Annotated in this window: 18 protein-coding genes and 1 riboswitch; of the genes, 8 read left to right on the top strand and 10 right to left on the bottom strand. The window is 72.8% G+C overall.

Annotated features, from left to right (window positions below; all coding sequences use genetic code 11):
* The first annotated feature begins 124 nt into the window (after window positions 1-124).
* From rlmN to QK442_RS12875, 4 genes are all read left to right on the top strand, one after another.
* Entirely contained in the window at window positions 125-1,237 is a 1,113-nt protein-coding gene (gene rlmN / locus QK442_RS12860) for a 23S rRNA (adenine(2503)-C(2))-methyltransferase RlmN (protein ID WP_282694030.1), read from the top strand.
* Window positions 1,238-1,256: 19 nt separating this feature from the next.
* Window positions 1,257-1,367, top strand: a riboswitch (TPP riboswitch).
* 80 nt (window positions 1,368-1,447) lie between these two features.
* Window positions 1,448-2,554, top strand: coding sequence for a thiamine ABC transporter substrate-binding protein (locus tag QK442_RS12865; protein WP_282694031.1), 1,107 nt, complete (start codon window positions 1,448-1,450; stop codon window positions 2,552-2,554).
* A 110-nt stretch (window positions 2,555-2,664) separates the two neighbouring features.
* On the top strand, window positions 2,665-4,278 hold the full coding sequence (locus QK442_RS12870; protein ID WP_282694032.1) for an iron ABC transporter permease: 1,614 nt from the start codon (window positions 2,665-2,667) through the stop codon (window positions 4,276-4,278).
* Window positions 4,278-5,300, top strand: coding sequence for an ABC transporter ATP-binding protein (locus tag QK442_RS12875; protein ID WP_282694033.1), 1,023 nt, complete (start codon window positions 4,278-4,280; stop codon window positions 5,298-5,300). The genes QK442_RS12870 and QK442_RS12875 overlap by 1 nt, the downstream gene beginning before the upstream one ends.
* Window positions 5,301-5,326: 26 nt before the next feature.
* On the opposite strand, the gene QK442_RS12880 is transcribed toward QK442_RS12875, so the two are convergent.
* From QK442_RS12880 to QK442_RS12895, 4 genes are all read right to left on the bottom strand, one after another.
* Entirely contained in the window at window positions 5,327-6,472 is a 1,146-nt protein-coding gene (locus QK442_RS12880; protein ID WP_282694034.1) for a hypothetical protein, read from the bottom strand.
* Window positions 6,454-7,182, bottom strand: coding sequence for an ATP-binding cassette domain-containing protein (locus tag QK442_RS12885; RefSeq protein ID WP_282694035.1), 729 nt, complete (start codon window positions 7,180-7,182; stop codon window positions 6,454-6,456). Before QK442_RS12885 ends, QK442_RS12880 begins: the two co-directional genes overlap by 19 nt.
* A 205-nt stretch (window positions 7,183-7,387) precedes the next feature.
* Complete coding sequence (locus tag QK442_RS12890; protein WP_282694036.1) at window positions 7,388-8,776, bottom strand: aspartate aminotransferase family protein; 1,389 nt, start codon at window positions 8,774-8,776, stop codon at window positions 7,388-7,390.
* Window positions 8,761-9,267 (bottom strand): Lrp/AsnC family transcriptional regulator, encoded by a 507-nt coding sequence (locus tag QK442_RS12895; protein ID WP_282694037.1) that lies wholly within the window; start codon window positions 9,265-9,267, stop codon window positions 8,761-8,763. Before QK442_RS12895 ends, QK442_RS12890 begins: the two co-directional genes overlap by 16 nt.
* A gap of 190 nt (window positions 9,268-9,457) precedes the next feature.
* Here QK442_RS12895 and QK442_RS12900 point away from each other — a divergent pair, with 190 nt between their 5' ends.
* Window positions 9,458-10,894: a gamma-aminobutyraldehyde dehydrogenase gene (locus tag QK442_RS12900; protein ID WP_282694038.1), complete on the top strand. Its 1,437-nt coding sequence runs from the start codon at window positions 9,458-9,460 to the stop codon at window positions 10,892-10,894.
* A gap of 122 nt (window positions 10,895-11,016) precedes the next feature.
* On the top strand, window positions 11,017-11,562 hold the full coding sequence (locus QK442_RS12905; RefSeq protein ID WP_282694039.1) for a hypothetical protein: 546 nt from the start codon (window positions 11,017-11,019) through the stop codon (window positions 11,560-11,562).
* On the opposite strand, the gene QK442_RS12910 is transcribed toward QK442_RS12905, so the two are convergent.
* The 5 genes from QK442_RS12910 to QK442_RS12930 form a co-directional block, all read right to left on the bottom strand.
* On the bottom strand, window positions 11,528-12,703 hold the full coding sequence (locus QK442_RS12910; protein WP_282694040.1) for a serine hydrolase domain-containing protein: 1,176 nt from the start codon (window positions 12,701-12,703) through the stop codon (window positions 11,528-11,530). The genes QK442_RS12905 and QK442_RS12910 overlap by 35 nt on opposite strands.
* Window positions 12,704-12,797: 94 nt before the next feature.
* The gene (locus QK442_RS12915) at window positions 12,798-13,511 is read right to left on the bottom strand and encodes a response regulator transcription factor (RefSeq protein ID WP_282694041.1); all 714 of its coding nucleotides are present in this window, start codon (window positions 13,509-13,511) and stop codon (window positions 12,798-12,800) included.
* Window positions 13,508-14,557: a sensor histidine kinase gene (locus QK442_RS12920; RefSeq protein ID WP_349239651.1), complete on the bottom strand. Its 1,050-nt coding sequence runs from the start codon at window positions 14,555-14,557 to the stop codon at window positions 13,508-13,510. The genes QK442_RS12915 and QK442_RS12920 overlap by 4 nt, the downstream gene beginning before the upstream one ends.
* A 98-nt stretch (window positions 14,558-14,655) precedes the next feature.
* Window positions 14,656-15,372: a glycerophosphodiester phosphodiesterase gene (locus QK442_RS12925; protein WP_282694043.1), complete on the bottom strand. Its 717-nt coding sequence runs from the start codon at window positions 15,370-15,372 to the stop codon at window positions 14,656-14,658.
* Between the two features lie 21 nt (window positions 15,373-15,393).
* Complete coding sequence (locus QK442_RS12930; RefSeq protein WP_282694044.1) at window positions 15,394-16,425, bottom strand: adenosine deaminase; 1,032 nt, start codon at window positions 16,423-16,425, stop codon at window positions 15,394-15,396.
* A gap of 75 nt (window positions 16,426-16,500) precedes the next feature.
* Between QK442_RS12930 and QK442_RS12935 the strand changes: the two genes are divergently transcribed.
* Window positions 16,501-17,178, top strand: a complete 678-nt coding sequence (locus tag QK442_RS12935) for a DUF4190 domain-containing protein (protein ID WP_282694045.1) — start codon at window positions 16,501-16,503, stop codon at window positions 17,176-17,178.
* Here QK442_RS12935 and QK442_RS12940 read toward each other — a convergent pair.
* Window positions 17,146-17,730 carry an NADAR family protein gene (locus tag QK442_RS12940; RefSeq protein WP_282694046.1) on the bottom strand — a complete coding sequence of 195 codons (585 nt, stop codon included), beginning with the start codon at window positions 17,728-17,730 and terminating at the stop codon, window positions 17,146-17,148. The two genes, QK442_RS12935 and QK442_RS12940, sit on opposite strands and share 33 nt — an antisense overlap.
* A 175-nt stretch (window positions 17,731-17,905) precedes the next feature.
* Between QK442_RS12940 and QK442_RS12945 the strand changes: the two genes are divergently transcribed.
* Complete coding sequence (locus QK442_RS12945) at window positions 17,906-19,420, top strand: gamma-aminobutyraldehyde dehydrogenase (protein WP_282694047.1); 1,515 nt, start codon at window positions 17,906-17,908, stop codon at window positions 19,418-19,420.
* The last annotated feature ends 27 nt before the right edge of the window (window positions 19,421-19,447 follow it).

The raw sequence follows: 19,447 nt of genomic DNA on the forward strand, positions 1-19,447 counted from the left end.
GGGCCCTTCCGCCGTCCTCGCCGCCGCGGGGACGGTCCAGTGAGGTCGCTCCGGCACCGCCCTGCCGTGCTCCCCGCCGTCGCGGGACGTCCGACCTCGTGCCTGTTTGAGGAGAGACGCCGTCGTGGCTCGTCCGCTGCCCGGAGAACTCACTTTCGTCGCCCCGCGCGGGGCCAAGAAGCCGCCGCGGCACCTCGCCGACCTCTCGCCCGCCGAGCGGAAGGAAGCCGTCGCGGCGATCGGCGAGAAGCCGTTCCGCGCCAAGCAGCTGTCCACGCACTACTTCGCGCGGTACGCGCACGACCCCGCCGAGTGGACGGACATCCCGGCCGCCTCGCGGGAGAAGCTGGCCGGGGAGCTGCTGCCCGACCTGATGTCGGTGGTGCGGCACATCTCGTGCGACGACGACACCACCCGTAAGACGCTGTGGCGGCTGCACGACGGCACGCTCGTGGAGTCGGTGCTCATGCGCTACCCGGACCGGGTGACGATGTGCATCTCCTCGCAGGCCGGCTGCGGCATGAACTGCCCGTTCTGCGCGACCGGGCAGGCCGGGCTCGACCGGAACCTGTCGACCGCCGAGATCGTGCACCAGATCGTCGACGGCATGCGCGCCCTGCGCGACGGCGAGGTCCCCGGAGGCCCCGCCCGTCTGAGCAACATCGTCTTCATGGGGATGGGCGAGCCGCTCGCCAACTACAAGCGGGTCGTCGGCGCCATCCGCCGGCTGACCGACCCCGAGCCCGACGGCCTCGGCCTGTCCCAGCGCGGCATCACCGTCTCCACGGTCGGGCTCGTCCCCGCGATGCTGCGCTTCGCCGACGAGGGCTTCAAGTGCCGGCTCGCGGTCTCCCTGCACGCCCCGGACGACGAGCTGCGGGACACCCTCGTGCCGGTGAACACGCGCTGGAAGGTGCGGGAGGTCCTCGACGCGGCCTGGGAGTACGCCGAGAAGTCCGGGCGCCGGGTCTCCATCGAGTACGCCCTCATCCGCGACATCAACGACCAGGCGTGGCGCGGCGACCTCCTCGGCCGGCTGCTCAAGGGCAGGCGGGTGCACGTCAACCTGATCCCGCTGAACCCGACGCCCGGCTCCAAGTGGACCGCCTCCCGGCCCGAGGACGAGAAGGCGTTCGTCGAGGCCATCGCCGCCCACGGGGTGCCGGTGACCGTCCGCGACACCCGCGGACAGGAGATCGACGGCGCCTGTGGACAGCTCGCGGCGGCCGAACGGTAGTCTGACCCCGTACATCTGCATATTCCGACAGGGGAGCGCCACAGCGCTGAGAGTGCGGTGACCGTCAGACCGCAGACCCTCTGAACCTCGCCCAGGTCATTCTGGGTAGGAAGTTCGGTCGTAACTCAAGCTGTTGCGCCCTGCCCGCGTCCGGTCTCCGGCCGTGGGCAGGGCCGCGTCTCTTCCTGGTCACACCCAGGAGGAATCTCAGTGAGCACCACCTCAGTGAGCGTCAAGAAGATGGCCGCCGCCGCGCTCGCCGCGGCGCTCGGCGTCACCACCCTCGCCGCCTGCGGCACCGACGACGCCCGGGACGCGGCCGGCAAGACCGACCGGCCCGCGCCGAAGACCGTGACCCTCGTGAGCCACGACTCCTTCAACGCCTCCAAGGAGGTGCTGGCGGAGTTCACCGAGGAGACCGGTTTCACCGTGAAGGTGCTGAAGGCCGGCGACGCGGGCGAGGCCGTCAACAAGGAGATCCTGACCAAGGGCTCCCCGCAGGGCGACGTCTTCTTCGGCGTCGACAACACCCTGCTCTCCCGCGCCCTCGACAACGGCATCTTCGTGCCGTACGAGGCGAAGGGCCTGGGCCGGATCCCGGACACCTTCAAGCTCGACAAGGAGCGGCGGGTCACGCCCGTCGACACCGGCGACATCTGCGTCAACTACGACAAGAAGTACTTCGCCGACAGGAAGCTGGCCCCTCCGCAGACCTTCGACGACCTGGCGAAGCCCGCGTACAAGGACCTGCTCGTCGTCGAGAACCCCGAGCGGTCCTCCCCGGGCCTCGGCTTCCTCCTCGGCACCGTCGCGAAGTACGGCGACGACGGGTGGCAGGACTACTGGTCGAAGCTGAAGGCCAACGGCGTGAAGACCGTCGACAGCTGGGAGCTCGCCTACAACCAGGAGTTCTCCGGCTCGGCCGGCGGCAAGGAGGCCAAGGGCGACCGCCCGCTGGTCGTCTCCTACGCCTCCAGCCCGCCGGTCGAGGTGCTGTACGCCGATCCGCAGCCGAAGGAGGCGCCCACCGGGGTGTCCACCGGCACCTGCTTCCGGCAGATCGAGTTCGCGGGCCTGCTCGACGGGGCGAAGAACCCCGAGGGCGGCAAGGCGCTGATCGACTTCCTGATCTCGAAGAAGTTCCAGGACGACATGCCGCTCCAGATGTTCGTCAACCCGGTGGCGACGGACGCGACCCTGCCGGAGCTGTTCACGAAGCACGGCGTGGTCGTCGAAGAGCCGGAGACGATGGCGCCGGAGAAGATCGCCGAGAAGCGCGAGGCGTGGATCCAGCAGTGGTCGTCGCTCCTCAAGTGAGGCGTGATCCCCGGACGGGCCACGGTCCCCGGACGGGCCACGACCCCCGGCCGGGGCGTGGCCCCCGGGCGAGGCGCGACCTCCGGGGGAGTGCGGCGCGGCTGGGCCTCATGGCCCTGCCGGTCGCGTTCTTCGCGGTCTTCTTCGCCTGGCCCGTCGCGTCGATCGTCGACCGGGGGCTGCGGCCCGACGGGTCCTGGGACCCGGGCCGGGTCGGGGAGACCCTCTCCCGGCCCGAGATCCTCGACGTGCTCGGCTTCACCGTGTGGCAGGCGGCCGCCTCCACGGGGCTCACACTGCTGGTGGCGCTGCCGGGGGCGTACGTCTTCGCCCGCTTCGACTTCCCGGGGAAGCGGGCGCTGCGGGCCGTCGTCACCGTGCCGTTCGTGCTGCCCACGGTCCTCGTCGGCACCGCGTTCCTGGCCCTGGTGGGCCGGGGCGGGTTCACCGACGAGCTGTGGGGGCTGCGGCTCGACGCGAGCGTGTGGGCGATCCTCCTCGCGCACGTCTTCTTCAACTACGCGGTCGTCGTGCGGACCGTCGGCGGCCTGTGGGCCCAGCTCGACCCGCGCCAGGAGGAGGCCGCCCGGGTGCTCGGCGCCTCCCGGTGGACGGCGTGGCGGACGGTGACGCTGCCCGCGCTCGTGCCGGCGGTGTCGGCGGCCGCGCTGATGGTCTTCCTCTTCACCTTCACCTCCTTCGGCGTCGTGCAGATCCTCGGCGGGGGCGCGTACACGACGCTGGAGGCGGAGATCTACCGGCAGACGGCCCGCCTCCTCGACCTGCGGACGGCCGCCGTGCTGACGATGGTGCAGTTCGTGGCGGTCGGCACGGTCCTCGCCGTGCACGTCAGGACGGTACGGAGGCGGGAGACGGCGCTGCGGCTCGTGGCCCCGGAGCAGACCGCCCGGCGACCGCGCGGTGCCGGGCAGCGGGCGCTGCTCGGCGGGGTGCTGCTGTCGGTGGCGGTACTGATCCTGCTGCCGCTCGGCGTGCTGGTGGAACGCTCCTTCGCCACGCCGGAGGGGTACGGGCTTCGCTACTACCGGGCGCTCGGCACGCTCGACGAGGCCGGCACCTTCCTCGTCCCGCCGCTGGAGGCGGTCGGGAACTCACTGCGGTACGCGGTCGCCGCCACCGGCATCGCGGTGCTGATCGGCGGCCTCGCGGCGGCGGCGCTCACGAGACGCGCCGGGCGCCTCGTACGGGGCTTCGACGCGCTGCTCATGCTGCCGCTCGGGGTGTCGGCGGTGACCGTCGGCTTCGGGTTCCTCATCACCCTCGACGAGCCGCCGCTGGACCTGCGGGCCAGCTGGATCCTGGTGCCGCTCGCGCAGGCGCTGGTCGGCGTGCCCTTCGTCGTACGGACGATGCTGCCGGTGCTGCGGGCGGTGGACCGGCGGCTGCGGGAGGCGGCGGCGGTGCTCGGGGCGTCGCCGTGGCGGGTGTGGCGGGAGGTGGACCTGCCGCTGGTGCGGCGGGCGCTGCTGATCGCGGCCGGGTTCGCCTTCGCGGTCTCGCTCGGCGAGTTCGGCGCGACCGTCTTCATCGCCCGGCCCGACCACCCGACCCTGCCGGTGGCGGTGGCCCGGCTGCTCGGCCGGCCCGGGGAGCTCAACTACGGACAGGCGATGGCCCTGTCGACGATTCTGATGGTGGTGTGCGCGGTCTCCCTGCTGCTGCTCGAACGGCTGCGGACCGACCGGACCACCGGGGAGTTCTGATGCTGACCCTTGAGGGAGCGACGGTACGGTTCGGGGCGCGGGCGGTCCTCGACGCGGTGGACCTGGAGGTCGCCGAGCACGAGATCGTGTGCGTGCTCGGGCCGAGCGGGTCCGGCAAGTCGACGCTGCTGCGGACGGTCGCCGGGCTCCAGGCCCTCGACGCGGGGCGGGTGCTGCTCGCCGGCGCCGACCAGGCGGGGGTGCCGGTGCACCGGCGCGGGGTGGGGCTGATGTTCCAGGACCACCAGCTGTTCCCGCAGAAGGACGTGGCGGGGAACGTGGCCTTCGGGCCGCGGATGCACGGTGTGCCGAAGGACGAGCGGGCCGCGCGGGTCGAGGAGCTGCTCGACCTGGTCGGGCTGCCGGGCGCCGGACGGCGGGCGGTCGCCGCGCTGTCGGGCGGCGAGCAGCAGCGGGTGGCGCTGGCCCGGGCGCTGGCGCCCCGGCCGCGGCTGCTGATGCTGGACGAGCCGCTGGGCCAGCTGGACCGGGGGCTGCGGGAGCGGCTCGTGGTGGAGCTGCGGGCGCTCTTCGGGCGGCTCGGGACGACGGTCCTCGCCGTCACCCACGACCAGGGGGAGGCCTTCGCGCTCGCGGACCGGGTGGTGGTCATGCGGGACGGGCGGATCGTGCGGTCGGGCACACCGGCGGAGGTGTGGCAGCGGCCGGACTCGGAGTTCACGGCCCGCTTCCTCGGCTTCGGGAACGTGGTGGCGGCGACGGTGTCCGGGACGGCGGCCCGGACCGTGTGGGGCAGGATCCCGGTCCCGGAGGGCTCCCCGCAGGGCGAACGGAAACTCCTCGTCCGACCCGCCGGTGTCCGGCCGGCGGCCCCCGGCGAGGGCCTGCCCTGCCGGGTCGAGTCCCGCACCTTCCGGGGCCACCACGTGTCGGTCGTCCTCCGCCCGGCGGACGGGCCGCCGCTGGAGGCGGAGTTCCCGCTGGGGCGGATGCCCGAGGAGGGCGCGGAGATGCCGGTGGCCTTCCGGGCGGAGGAGGTCGTGGTGCTCGAAGGGGACTGACGAGTCCCCTTGCTTCTCCGGGGTCGTCAGGCGGTCAGCGGCAGGGCCGCGAGTGCGCCGATCAGCCAGGTGAGCGGGGCGAAGACGGCGAGCAGCGCCCCCGCCCGCAGCAGGGCGGCGGTGCGCAGCACGGTCGGCGGGGCGCCGATCCTGGCCAGGGCCTCGGCGGTGTGGGTCCGGCACTGGCGGGACTCCAGGGCGGCGGTCAGCAGGCTCGCCGTGGTGCAGGCCAGGACGACGCCGGCGCCGAGGGCGGTGAGCGGTCCGAAGGCGGTGCCGTCCCCCGCCCCGTACAGGGTGGCGGCGGCGAGGGTGCCGGAGAGCACCGCGCAGACCACGCCGAGGGGGCGGCCGATGCGGCCGGCCTCGTCCATGAGGACACGCCCGGCGAGGAGGCGTACGGCTCCGGGGCGGACGGCCTGGAGGAGCCGCCCGCACAGGTGGGTGAGGCCGGGGCCGGCGAGGGCGAGGCCGATCGCGGTGAGCACCCAGCCGGCGAGGACACCGGCGGGGGAGCCGTCGAAGCGGCCGGGCAGGGCGACGCCCTCGCCGCCGCCGCGGCTCGCGTACGTCTCCACGGCGAGGCCGACGGCGACGAGCGCCACGCCCCACGGGAGGCCGGTGGGCACGGGCCGGGCGGCGCCCTCGGGGGCGGGGGTGCCGGTGCGGGGGCGCAGGGCGAGGCCCGCGGCGGCGGCGCCGGCGACCGGCACGATCGCGAGCAGGGTGAGGGCGGCGGCCAGCGGCAGCGGCTGCCCGGCGGCGAGCGGCCCGGCGGCGGCCCCGTCGAAGGGCAGGCCGGTGAGGTCGCCGCGCAGGTGCAGGAAGAGGAGGAGGGCGACCAGGGAGCCGAGGGTGCAGGCGACGGCGGTCGAGGCGGCGGCGATGGCGGTGAGCCGGGCCGGGCCGAGACCGATCGAGGAGAGCCCGGGACGGGGCCGGGTGGCCGGGTCGGTACGGGCGACGGCGACGGCGAACTGGACGGTGGCGGCGATCGGCAGCACGCACCAGAGCAGCCGGAGCGCGGAGGCGGAGGAGTGTTCGGGGTGGCCGACGGCGTGGCCGAGGACGCACAGCAGCAGGAAGCCCACGCCGGCGGCGGCCGCGGCGACGAGGAGCCGCCGCAGCTGCACGAGCGGACGGGAGCCGCGGACTAGACGGAGAGCGAGCACGCGGCGACGCCCTCCGCCCCCGGGACGGGCGGCACGCTGCCGGCCCGGCGACCGTCGAGCAGGGTGACCGTGCGGTCGGCGAGCGCCGCCACCTCGCCGTCGTGGGTGGCGAGGAGCACGGTGATGCCGTGCGAGCGGGCGGCGGCGGTGAGGGTGCGGAGCACCTGCGCGCCGTCGGCCCGGTGCAGGGCGGCGGTGGGCTCGTCGGCGAAGAGGACCGAAGGGCCGGTGGCGAGCGCGCGGGCGATGGCGGTGCGCTGGCGCTGCGAGCGGGTGAGGCCGTGCGGGCGGGTGCGGGCGCAGGCGCCGATGTCGAGGCGGTCCAGCCACTCGGCGGCGGCGGTCCTCGCGGCCCGGCGGGGGACGCCCCGCAGCAGCAGCGGGAGGGCGGTGTTCTCCCAGGCGGTGAGTTCGGGGACGAGGTCCGCGTCGGGGCCGATCCAGCCGAAGCGTTCGCGGCGGAGCCGTTCGCGCCGGGCGGGGGGAAGGGTGTGGACGGGGGAGCTGTTGAACCAGACCTCGCCCCGCTGGGCGAGGAGTTCGCCGGAGAGGCAGCGCAGGAGGGTGGTCTTGCCGCTGCCCCGGGGGCCGGTCACCGCCAGGATCTCGCCCTCGCGGACGCCGAGGGACACGCCGCTGAGGGCCTGGGTGCCGCCCAGGGAGCAGTGCAGGGAACGCGCCCAGAGCACGTCGTTGTCCGGTGGGGCCATCGCGTACACCTCGATGTCGGATCCGATTCTTGCGTTCCCCCGTCCGGGGGAACGAGGGGCGGGCCTGTCGGTCACTGGGCACCGTAAGTATTCGGATCCGTTCGTACGGACAGCACGCGGCCCGGGCCGCCGCCATCCACTCGGATGGCGGCATGCCCGGGCCGGGGTCACGCCGTGAGGGCGGCGTGAGGTCCTGCGGGAACGGTCAGAGCTTCGTCCACGCCTCGGTGAGGGTGGCGCGGAGGATCTGCTCGATCTCGTCGAACGTGGACTGGTCCGAGATCAGCGGCGGAGCCAGCTGGATGACCGGGTCGCCGCGGTCGTCGGCACGGCAGTACAGGCCGTTGTCGAAGAGCGCCTTGGAGAGGAAGCCGTACAGGACGCGCTCGGTCTCCTCCTCGTTGAAGGACTCCTTGGTGGCCTTGTCCTTCACCAGCTCGATGCCGTAGAAGAAGCCGTTGCCGCGGACGTCGCCGACGATCGGCAGGTCGTGCAGCTTCTGCAGCGTCGACAGGAAGTTGCCCTCGTTGTCGAGCACGTGCTGGTTGAGCTTCTCCTTCTCGAAGAGGTCGAGGTTGGCGAGGCCCACGGCCGCGGAGACCGGGTGGCCGCCGAAGGTGTAGCCGTGCAGGAAGGTGTTGTCGCCCTTGTAGAACGGCTCGGCCAGGCGGTCCGAGACGATGCAGGCGCCGATCGGGGAGTAGCCCGAGGTCATGCCCTTCGCGCAGGTGATCATGTCCGGCACGTAGCCGAACTTGTCGCAGGCGAAGGTGGTGCCGAGGCGGCCGAAGGCGCAGATGACCTCGTCGGAGACGAGCAGCACGTCGTACTTGTCGCAGATCTCGCGGACCCGCTGGAAGTACCCGGGCGGCGGCGGGAAGCAGCCGCCGGCGTTCTGCACCGGCTCCAGGAAGACGGCGGCTACGGTGTCGGGGCCCTCGAAGAGGATCTGCTGCTCGATCTGGTCGGCGGCCCAGCGGCCGAAGGCCTCCGGGTCGTCGCCGAAGAGCGGCGCGCGGTAGATGTTGGTGTTCGGGACCTTGTGGGCGCCCGGTACCAGCGGCTCGAAGGGGGCCTTGAGACCCGGCAGGCCGGTGATGGACAGGGCGCCCTGCGGGGTGCCGTGGTAGGCGACCGCGCGGGAGATGACCTTGTACTTGGTCGGCTTGCCGGTCAGCTTGAAGTACTGCTTGGCGAGCTTCCAGGCGGTCTCGACCGCCTCACCGCCGCCGGTGGTGAAGAAGACCTTGTTGAGGTCGCCCGGGGCCTCGTGGGCGAGGCGCTCGGCCAGCTCGACGGCCTTGGGGTGGGCGTACGACCACACGGGGAAGAAGGCCAGCTCCTGGGCCTGCTTCATGGCGGTCTCGGCGAGCTCGGTGCGGCCGTGGCCGGCCTGCACCACGAAGAGACCGGCGAGGCCGTCGAGGTACCTGCGGCCCTTGTCGTCGTAGATGTAGGTGCCCTCACCGCGGACGATGGTGGGGACGGGGCTGTTCTCGTACGACGACATGCGGGTGAAGTGCATCCACAGGTGGTCGTAGGCGGACTTTGAGAGGTCGCTTCGGTCCTGGCTCACGGCTATCGGGTTCCCCACATGTAGGTCTGCTTCTTGAGCTTCAGGTAGACGAAGCTCTCGGTGGAGCGCACGCCGGGGAGCGTGCGGATCCGCTTGTTGATCACGTCCAGAAGGTGGTCGTCGTCCTCGCAGACGATCTCCACCATCAGGTCGAAGGAGCCCGCGGTCATCACCACGTACTCGCACTCGGGCATGTCGGTCAGCGCTTCCGCGACCGGATCCAGGTCACCCTCGACGTTGATGCCGACCATCGCCTGCCGTCGCAGGCCCACGGTGAGCGGGTCGGTGACGGCGACGATCTGCATGACGCCCTGGTCGAGGAGCTTCTGGACGCGCTGCCGCACGGCCGCCTCGGAGAGGCCGACGGCCTTGCCGATGGCGGCGTAGGGGCGGCGCCCGTCCTCCTGGAGCTGCTCGATGATCGCCAGGGAGACGGCGTCGATCGTCGGGGACGAACCGGTTCCGGTTCTGGAGTCTGTGCTTCGACTGGCCACGTCCTCACTGTGCATCGAGATGCGCCGTCGCGCAACCCCGGAGCGATGTAATTCGTTGTTGAAGGCCTCCGATCTCACTGAATCCGAAGTCGAGGGGGGTCGGGCCTGTTGAAAGCGTCGTCCGAACAAGTAGGCTGGGGTGTCTCATCCACCGGGACGCCGCACAAGGTCGTGCGAAGACAGAACGTGACAGGAGGGGTGGCAAGTGACCACCGAGCTGCGCCGGCTGCGCAACTACATCGACGGGGAGTTCCGCGACGCGGCCGACGGCCGCACCATCGACGTGATCAACCCGGCCACCGGCGAGGTGTACGCCACCTCCCCGCTCTCCGGGCAGGCCGACGTCGACGCCGCCATGGAGGCCGCCGCGGCCGCCTTCCCCGCCTGGCGCGACACCACGCCGTCCGAGCGTCAGAAGGTGCTCCTCAAGATCGCCGACGCCTTCGAGGAGCGCGCCGAGGAGCTCATCGCCGCCGAGGTCGAGAACACCGGCAAGCCGGTCGCCCTCACCGCGAGCGAGGAGATCCCGCCGATGGTGGACCAGATCCGCTTCTTCGCGGGTGCCGCCCGGCTGCTCGAAGGCCGCTCGGCCGGCGAGTACATGGAGGGCATGACCTCCATCATCCGCCGCGAGCCCGTGGGCGTCTGCGCCCAGGTCGCGCCGTGGAACTACCCGATGATGATGGCCGTGTGGAAGTTCGCCCCGGCCCTCGCCGCGGGCAACACGGTCGTCCTCAAGCCCTCGGACACCACCCCGGCCTCCACGGTCCTGATGGCCGAGATCATCGGCTCCATCGTCCCCAAGGGCGTCTTCAACGTCATCTGCGGCGACCGCGAGACCGGCCGCGCGATGGTCGAGCACCCGACCCCGGCGATGGCCTCCATCACCGGTTCCGTCCGGGCCGGCATGCAGGTCGCCGAGTCGGCGGCCAAGGACGTCAAGCGCGTCCACCTGGAGCTGGGCGGCAAGGCCCCCGTCGTGGTCTTCGAGGACACCGACATCGAGAAGGCAGTCGAGGACATCTCCGTCGCCGGCTTCTTCAACGCCGGCCAGGACTGCACCGCCGCCACCCGCGTGCTCGTCCACGAGTCCATCCACGACGAGTTCGTCGCCGCCCTCGCCAAGGCCGCCGCCGAGACGAAGACGGGCCGGCCGGACGACGAGGACGTGCTCTACGGCCCGCTCAACAACGCCAACCAGCTGAAGCAGGTCTCCGGCTTCATCGACCGCCTCCCGGCCCACGCCAAGGTCGAGGCCGGCGGCCACCAGGTCGGCGACAAGGGCTACTTCTACGCCCCGACCGTCGTCTCCGGCCTCAAGCAGGACGACGAGATCGTCCAGAACGAGGTCTTCGGCCCCGTCATCACCGTCCAGTCCTTCACCGACGAGGCCCAGGCCGTCGAGTACGCCAACGGCGTCGAGTACGCCCTCGCCTCCTCCGTCTGGACCAAGGACCACGCGCGCGCGATGCGCATGTCCAAGGTGCTCGACTTCGGCTGCGTGTGGATCAACACCCACATCCCGCTGGTCGCCGAGATGCCGCACGGCGGCTTCAAGAAGTCCGGCTACGGCAAGGACCTCTCCGCGTACGGCTTCGAGGACTACACGCGCGTCAAGCACGTGATGACCTCGCTGGGCTGAGCCCCGCCCCGGTAGCGCCCACGGCCCCGGCACCTCGATCCGTCGAGGTGCCGGGGCCGCTTTTTCCGAACGTGTTCAGACCCGGCTTTTGAACGCGTTCAGAGTGGGCGTACGCTACCGCCATGAGCGACACGAACGGGCCCGGAGCCCTTCTCGCGCGCATCCGCGCCTGGCTGATCTTCTTCGTCGTCTGCCTCGTCCTGAGCGGGGCCACCGCCTTCCCGCTCGTCACCGAACTCCGCTGGCTCGACTCCGCCCTGACCGGCTGGGCCGCCCCCGTCGCCGACGCGCTGCCCGGCCTCGCCGAGTGGATCCACCGCGTGGCCGGCGGACTGGAGACGGCCGGCGCGGAGGCCCCGTACCTCCTCTACGGCACCGACTGGCTCGCCTTCGCCCACCTGGTCATCGCCGTCGCCTTCTACGGCCCCTACCGCGACCCGGTCCGCAACATCTGGGTCGTCGAGTTCGGCATGATCGCCTGCGCCGGCGTCATCCCCCTCGCCCTGATCTGCGGACCGATCCGGGACATCCCCTTCTGGTGGTCGGTGATCGACATGTCCTTCGGGGTCTTCGGCATCCTGCCCCTCCTCCACGTCCGGCGCCTGATCAAGCGCCTTGAGGGGGCCCGGGAGGTCACTCCGACGGCAGCCCGTACGTCGCCAGCATGAGCTCCAGGGCCGTACGGTTCATGGACTGGCCCTTCGCGTCCGTCGCGTTGACGCTGTAGACCAGGGTCCGCTCCCCGTGGCGGGTCGAGGCGATGGCCGTGTTGTAGCCCCACCGGCCGCCGGTCTTGCCCCACACCTCGCGCCCGCCCAGCCGCTTCATCGACAGGCCGACGGAGTAGGCCGCCGGATCGCCGGACCCGAAGTCGGCGACCTTCGGCAGGGTGAACATCTCCTCCAGGAGCGGACCACACACCACCCGTCCCGCGAACAGCGCCCGGGTGAACCGCTCCAGGTCCGCCGTGGTCGAGATCAGGTCACCGGCCGCCCAGCCGTCCGTGGTCCCCCACACCGAGACGTCCCGCAACCCGGTCGTCCCGTCCTCCAGCCGCATCAGCTGGTAGCCGTGGTTGTACGGGCCCCGGATAGCGGCCTCCCTGCCGGGGGAGTACGTGTCCCGCAGACCGAGCGGCCGCAGGATCCGGCGCTCCACCTGCTTCTCGTACGAGTCGCCCGTCACCCGCTCCACGATCAGTCCGGCGATCGTGTAGCCGATGTTCAGGTAGTGCTGGCGGGTGCCGGGGCGGAACTCGCGCGGCTTCGCGGTCGCCCGCCGGACCATCTCCTCCGGCTCGTGCACCGCGAAGCGGTTCTCGTACCACTCCTCCACGGTCCCGCCCGGCATGCCCGCCGCCGGGATGCCGTGCGTGTGGTTCAGCAGCTGGCGGACCGTCACCGTCGCGTACCGGCCCGGGATCAGCTCCGGGAGGTACGAGCGGGCCGTGCGGTCCAGGTCGATCCGGCCCTCGGCGGCGAGCTGGAGCACGGTCGCCGCCGTGAAGACCTTCGTCACCGAACCGGCCCGGAAACGGGCCGTCGGATCGGCCGGAGCCCCCGTCTCCAGGTCGTGCACCCCCGCGCTGCCCTCCCAGGCCCCCTCGGTGCCGCCGATCCGGACCAGCGCGGCCGTCGCGTCGGCGCGCGGCAGCCCCGCGATCACCGCCGACAGGTCGGGACCGGCCGCCGGGACCGCCTCCGCGAAGGCGACGGCGGGGGCGGGGGAGAAGGCGGTGGTGCCCGCGGCGACGCCCAGGACCAGGGCGGCGGCGAGCAGGGTGCGGGTGGTCCTCTTCGTGGTCCTCATGGTCGGACTCCTCGGCTGCGGGCTCTTCTTGACGCCCTCAGCCTCCCCCGCCGCCCCCGCCCGGCGGATCGCCCGCACCGGCGGTCCTCGCCGGTCAGCCCCTCGCCGGTGCGGGGGAGGGGCCGGGGGCCGGGAATCCCCCCGGCGGGGGAGGGCCCGGCGCCACCAGACCCGTCTCGTAGGCGCAGATCACCGCCTGGATCCGGTCCCGCAGCCCCAGCTTCGCCAGCACGTTGCCCACATGGGTCTTCACCGTGTGCTCGCTGACCACCAGCTCCGCCGCGATCTCCGCGTTCGACAGGCCCCGCGCGAGCAGCAGCAGGGTCTCCCGCTCCCGTCCCGTGAGCACGTCGAGCCGGGGGTCCGGCGCCGCCGCCCGGCTCGGACCGCCCGCCGTGTACTGCTCCACGAGGCGCCGCGCCACCGAGGGCGCGAGCAGCGAGTCGCCCGCCGCCACCACCCGGACCGCGTGCACCAGGTCGTCCCGGCGCACGTCCTTCAGGAGGAAGCCGCTCGCGCCCGCGTGCAGCGCCTCGTACACGTACGCGTCCGAGTCGAAGGTCGTCAGGATCACCGTCCGGCAGCCGCTCTCCGCGCTGATCGCCCGGCACGCCTCGATGCCGTCCATCCGGGGCATCCGGATGTCGAGGAGCGCCACGTCCGGCCGGTGACGCCGCACCGCCTCCACCGCCTGGGCCCCGTCCGCCACCTCGGCGACCACCTCGATGTCCTCCTGGACGTCGAGGATCAGCGCGAAGCCGCTGCGGACCAGCTCCTGGTCGTCGGCCACCACCACACGGATCGTCACACTCCCACCTCCGCGGAGGAGGGTACGGGCAGCTCCACCCGCACCTCGAAACCGGTGCCGCCCGGGCCGGGGCCCACGGCCGCCGTGCCGCCGTGCGCGGCCGCCCGCTCCCGTATCCCGACCAGACCGTGGCCGCCCGGCTTCGCGGCCGGGGACGCCGGGCCGCGCCCGTCGTCGCGGACCAGCACGGTCAGCAGTCCGCCGGTCCGGCCGAGGCGGACCGTGGCGGTACGGGCCCGGGCGTGCCGGACCGTGTTGGTCAGGGCCTCCTGCACGATCCGGTACACGGTCGCCGCGAGCGGGGCGGGCACCCCCGCCACCGGGCCGGCGGTCTCGTACCGCACGTCGAGACCGCCGGCCCGCACCCGGTCGAGCAGCGCCGGAAGCCCGTCCAGGTCCGGCTGAGGCGACCGCCCCCCGCCGGCGTCATCCTCCCGCAACACGCCCAGCATCCGTCGCAGTTGGCCCATGGCGTCCCGCCCGGTCGCGGAGATCGCCTCGAACGCGGCCTCCGCCCGCTCCGGCGCCTTCCGCACCGCCACAGGGCCGGCCTCCGCCTGCACGATCATCAGGCTCACCGCGTGCGACAGGATGTCGTGCATCTCCCGCGCGATCCGGGCCCGTTCACGCGCGGCCGCCCGCTCCGCCTCCACCCGGTGCGCCCGCTGCCGGGCGTCGGTGAGCCGCCCGAAGGCATAGGCCGCCCCGAACACGAAGAGGGAGAAGGTGAGTTCGCGGGCCGAGCGGGTGTTGAGCCACACCGACACCGGCACCGCGGCCAGCAGCAGCGCCGCCGCCACCGCCCGCTGCCGGGCCGGGGAGAGCACCGCGATCGTGTACACGCACACCAGCCCCTGGTACGGCAGCGGCTGCCCGGGTCCCTCCAGCGCCAGCGTGTACAGCGCGCTCGCGGCGAGCACCGCGAGCAGCACCGTCATCGGCGCGCGCCTCCGCCACACCAGCGGCAGCACCGTCAGCGTCGTCAGGCCGTACGCCGACCAGGTCGCCGGCGCCAGCTCCGGCGGGCGCGGCACCACGAAGGGCATCGTGACCGCCGCCTGCACCAGCAGCGCCAGCCCGGCGTCCACCGCCGCCGGATGCGCGGCGCCCCACTCGCGGGCCTGCTCAAGACCCCGTATCCGCGTCACGACGCGCCGCGGAGGGAGGAGGGGACCTCGGGGGCCCGCCCCAGGACGGCGGCGAGGACGTCGACGCGGTTGGTGGTGATCGAGTCGACGCCGTCGGCGATCAGCCTGCGCATGGTCCTGCGGGTGTCCGGGGTCCAGGCCGAGACGAGCAGGCCGTCCCGGTGCACCCGTTCCACCAGGGGCCGACCGACCAGGCCGAAGCGGTAGTTGAGCCACTTGGGGCGGACCGCGTCGAGCAGGACCGGGCGGGGCGGGGCCAGGGAGGTCCAGGTGAGGGCGATCTCGGCGTGCGGGTCGGCGGCCCGGACCTGGAGCATCGCGACCGAGCCCGCGCAGTAGTAGACGCGCTCCCCGGCGCCGGCCTCGCGGACCGCGCCGACGATCCGGCGGACCGAGGCCTCGTTCCCGCCGGGGAGGTCGAGCATCAGGCGGCGCGGCCCGGCGGCGAGCAGCGCGTCGCGGAGCGTCGGGACCCCGCCGTACGTCAGCTCGCGCAGCTCCTCGTGCGTGAGGGAGGAGAGCGGACGGTCGTGGCCCCACAGCCGCTTCAGGGTGTCGTCGTGCAGCAGGACGGGCACCCCGTCCTTCGTCAGCCGGACGTCGACCTCGACCGCGTCCGCGCCCCGCTCGAAGGCGGAGCCGATCGAGGGGAGGGTGTTCTCACGGACGCGGTACGGGTCGCCGCGGTGGCCTACGACGGTGACGGTTCGCATGGGCCCATTCTTCGCCGGGCCTCAGCGCGCCAGCCAGCCCTCCGTGTACGTGTCGATCTCGGCGGCCAGCCGCTCCTTGCCGGCCGGGTCGAGGAAGGACGCCTCCACCGCGTTCTTCGCGAGGGCGGCGAGGCCGCGCTCGTCGAGGCCGAGGAGCCGGGCGGCGACCGCGTACTCGGTGTTCAGGTCGGTGCCGAACATCGGCGGGTCGTCGCTGTTGACCGTCACCAGGACCCCGGCCTCCGCCATCCGCCGGATCGGGTGCTCGTCGAGGGCGGCCACCGCGCGGGTCGCGATGTTGGAGGTCGGGCAGACCTCCAGGGCGATCCGGTGCTCGGCCAGGTACGCGAGCAGCTCCGGGTCCTGCACGGAGCTGGTGCCGTGGCCGATGCGCTCGGCGCCCAGATCGCGGATCGCGTCCCAGACCGTCTGCGGTCCCGTGGTCTCGCCGGCGTGCGGCACCGAGCGCAGCCCGGCCGCCCTGGCCCGGTCGAAGTACGGCTTGAACTGCGGGCGCGGCACCCCGATCTCCGGGCCGCCGAGCCCGAAGGAGACCAGGCCCTCGGGGCGGATGCCGTCGGTGACGGCGAGCCGCGCGGTCTCCTCCGCGGCCTCCAGACCGGCCTCGCCGGGGATGTCGAAGCACCAGCGCAGCACGGTGCCGAACTCGGCCTCCGCCGCCTTGCGGGCGTCCTCGATCGCCGCCATGAAGGCCCGCTCGTCGATGCCGCGGCGGGTGGAGGAGTACGGGGTGATGGTCAGCTCGGCGTAGCGGATGTTCTGCCGGGCCATGTCCCGGGCGACCTCGAAGGTCAGCAGCCGGACGTCCTCGGGGGTGCGCACCAGGTCGACGACGGACAGGTACACGTCGATGAAGTGCGCGAAGTCGGTGAAGGTGAAGTAGTCGGCCAGCGCCTCCGGGTCCGTGGGGACCTTGGAGTCCGGATGCCGGGCGGCCAGCTCGGAGACGATCCGGGGAGAGGCCGAGCCCACGTGGTGGACGTGCAGCTCGGCCTTGGGCAGGCCCGCGATGAAGGGGTGGAGATCGGTCATCGGGTCATCGTAGGCCGGTCGGGGGAGAGCGGCCCGGACGCCGTAGCATGACGTGACCACGGAGGGGAGCCCAGAATGTCCGACAACGCAGAGCCGCGCCCGCAGAACGGGGAGACCACCGACCCGTGGGCCCCGCCGCCGGGGCGCGGGGAGGACAGGGTGGACCTGGGCAAGCGGCCCGCCGCGGACCGGCCGGTCCACGACCAGCAGACGGTCGCCTCCATACCCACCGGAGAGATGCCCCCCGGGGGCCCGGCCGGTGGAGCACCGACCGGCGGAGAGCTTCCGCCGCCCCCCGTCGCGCCCGGCGGGCCGTCCGCCTACGGGGCGCCGACGCCCCCGCCCTCGTACGGCTACCCGGCAGCGGGCCCCGTGGGCCCCGCGTACGGCTACCCGCCCGCCCACCCCGTGCCGTACGGGCCGCTGCCCGGCCAGAACAACGGCATGGGAACGGCCGGCATGGTGCTCGGTATCGTCGGCACCTGCATCTTCTGGTTCTACGGCATCCCGGCGATCATCCTCGGCGTCCTGGCCCTGATCTTCGGCATCATCGGCCGCAAGCGCGTCGGCCGCGGCGAGGCCAGCAACGGCGGGGCCGCCACCGCGGGCATCGTCCTCGGCATCGTCTCCATGGTCTTCGGGGCGGCCTTCATCGCCTTCCTCGTCGCGGTCTTCGTGAGTGTCGACGAGTACATGGAGGAGGAGCGGGGGACGCGGACCTCAACGGTCCTCGTCGTCGACGGCCACCGCTGAGCCGGCGTCCGCACGCAGCCGCTCCCGGGCCTCCATCAGCGCGAAGCCCAGCAGGTTGAGCCCGCGCCAGCGGGCCGGGTCGTGGGCGCCGGGGTCCTGGGCGGCGAGGCCGATGCCCCAGATCCGGTCCACCGGGCTGGCCTCCACGAGCACACGGCCGCCCGTGCCGAGCAGATAGCCCCGCAGCCCCTCGTCCGAGGCGAACTTGTGGACGCTGCCGGCCACCACGATCCCGGCGCGCTCCCGCGCCCACACGGTCTCGTCGAAGCCGCGGACCAGCCGCCCCGCGTTCTTCGCCTGCGCGGGGGAGGGGGCGGCGAGCGCCGCTTCCTCCGCATCCGCGTCACCGAAGAGGCGCGCCTTCTCGGCCATCATCCAGTGCTCGGCCGTCGCGTACCGCACGCCGTCGACCACGAAGGGTGAGGGCCACCACTGGCTCAGACAGCTCGCCGAGAGCCGTCCGCCGGGGGCCGGCCGATGCCCCCAGAAGTGCAGCCACTTCACCTTCGCACCCCTGCTGACCTGCTGTGTCAGCGCTTCGACCGTCATCATGCACGCGAGTCTGGCACGCGCGACCGACACTCCGTACGGAGATTTTCCCGCACCCTCGACACTTGGTCGACCGATTCCGTCGAGTAACCAAAAGGCAACAACGGAATCCCTTGTTCGAACCGGGTACCTCTGTCAGGATCGGCACTCAATTCGAGCTGGGACAACGGAGAGCGTCATGGGCAACCGCTTCCAGGTGACGGACCGCTTCGCGGACGGCGCGCAGTACATCGGCGGACGGCTCCGCGCCGGCACCTCGGGCACGACGCACAGCGTCGTCGACCCCGCCACCGGCGAGAGCGTCCTCACCTACGAACTCGCCTCCACCGCGGACGTCGACGCCGCCGTGGCCGCCGCCAAGGCCGCCTTCCCCGGCTGGGCGGCCACCACCCCCGGCGAGCGCTCCGACGCCCTGCACCGCTTCGCCGCGGTCCTCGCCGAGCAGGCCGAGGACTTCGCCCGGGTCGAGTCCCTCCAGTGCGGCAAGCCGATCCGGCTCACCACCGAGTTCGACGTGCCCGGCACCATCGACAACACCGCCTTCTTCGCCGGCGCGGCCCGCCACCTCCAGGGCCAGTCCGCCGCCGAGTACTCCGCCGACCACACCTCGTACGTCCGGCGCGAGCCGATCGGCGTGGTCGGCTCCATCGCGCCCTGGAACTACCCCCTCCAGATGGCCGCCTGGAAGATCCTCCCGGCGATCGCCGCCGGCAACACGATCGTCCTGAAGCCGGCCGAGCTCACCCCGCTCACCTCCCTGATGTTCGCCCAGGCGGCCACGGAGGCGGGCATCCCCGACGGCGTGATCAACGTGGTCACCGGCACGGGCCGGGAGGCCGGCGAGCACCTGGTCGGCCACCCGGACGTCGCCATGACCTCCTTCACCGGCTCCACCCCCGTCGGCAAGCGGGTCGCCGAGGTCGCCACCGCCACCGTGAAGCGGCTCCACCTGGAGCTCGGCGGCAAGGCCCCCTTCGTCGTCTTCGACGACGCCGACCCGGAGGCCGCCGCGCACGGCGCCGTCGCCGCCTCCCTCATCAACACCGGCCAGGACTGCACCGCCGCCACGCGCGCGTACGTCCAGCGCCCGCTCTTCGACGCCTTCGTCGCCCGGGTGGCCGCCCTCATGGAGACCGTCCGGCTCGGCGACCCCGCCGACCCCGCGACCGATCTCGGCCCGCTGGTCTCGCACGTCCAGCGCGACCGCGTCGCCGGCTTCGTCGAGCGGGCCCGCGGCTACGCGACCGTGGTCACCGGAGGCGAAGCCCCTGGTGGAGAGCTCAAGAACGGCGCATACTACCGTCCCACCCTGATCACCGGCGCCGCGCAGGACAGCGAGGTCGTGCAGTCGGAGATCTTCGGACCGGTCCTGGTGGTCCTGCCCTTCGACGGCGACGACGAGGGCATCCGGCTCGCCAACGACACCCCGTACGGCCTCGCCGCCTCCGCCTGGAGCCGCGACGTCTACCGGGCGAACAGGGCCACCCGCGAGATCAAGGCCGGATGCGTCTGGGTCAACGACCACATCCCGATCATCAGCGAGATGCCGCACGGCGGATACAAGGCGTCCGGCTACGGAAAGGACATGTCGGCCTACTCCTTCGAGGAGTACACGCAGGTCAAGCACGTGATGTTCGACAACACGGCGGTGGCGGCCAAGGACTGGCACCGCACGATCTTCGGGGACCGATAGCAAAGTAGCCGCCCGACCAGCGGCGCA

It is taken from the genome of Streptomyces sp. CC208A (assembly GCF_030010625.1).
Classification (GTDB): domain Bacteria; phylum Actinomycetota; class Actinomycetes; order Streptomycetales; family Streptomycetaceae; genus Streptomyces.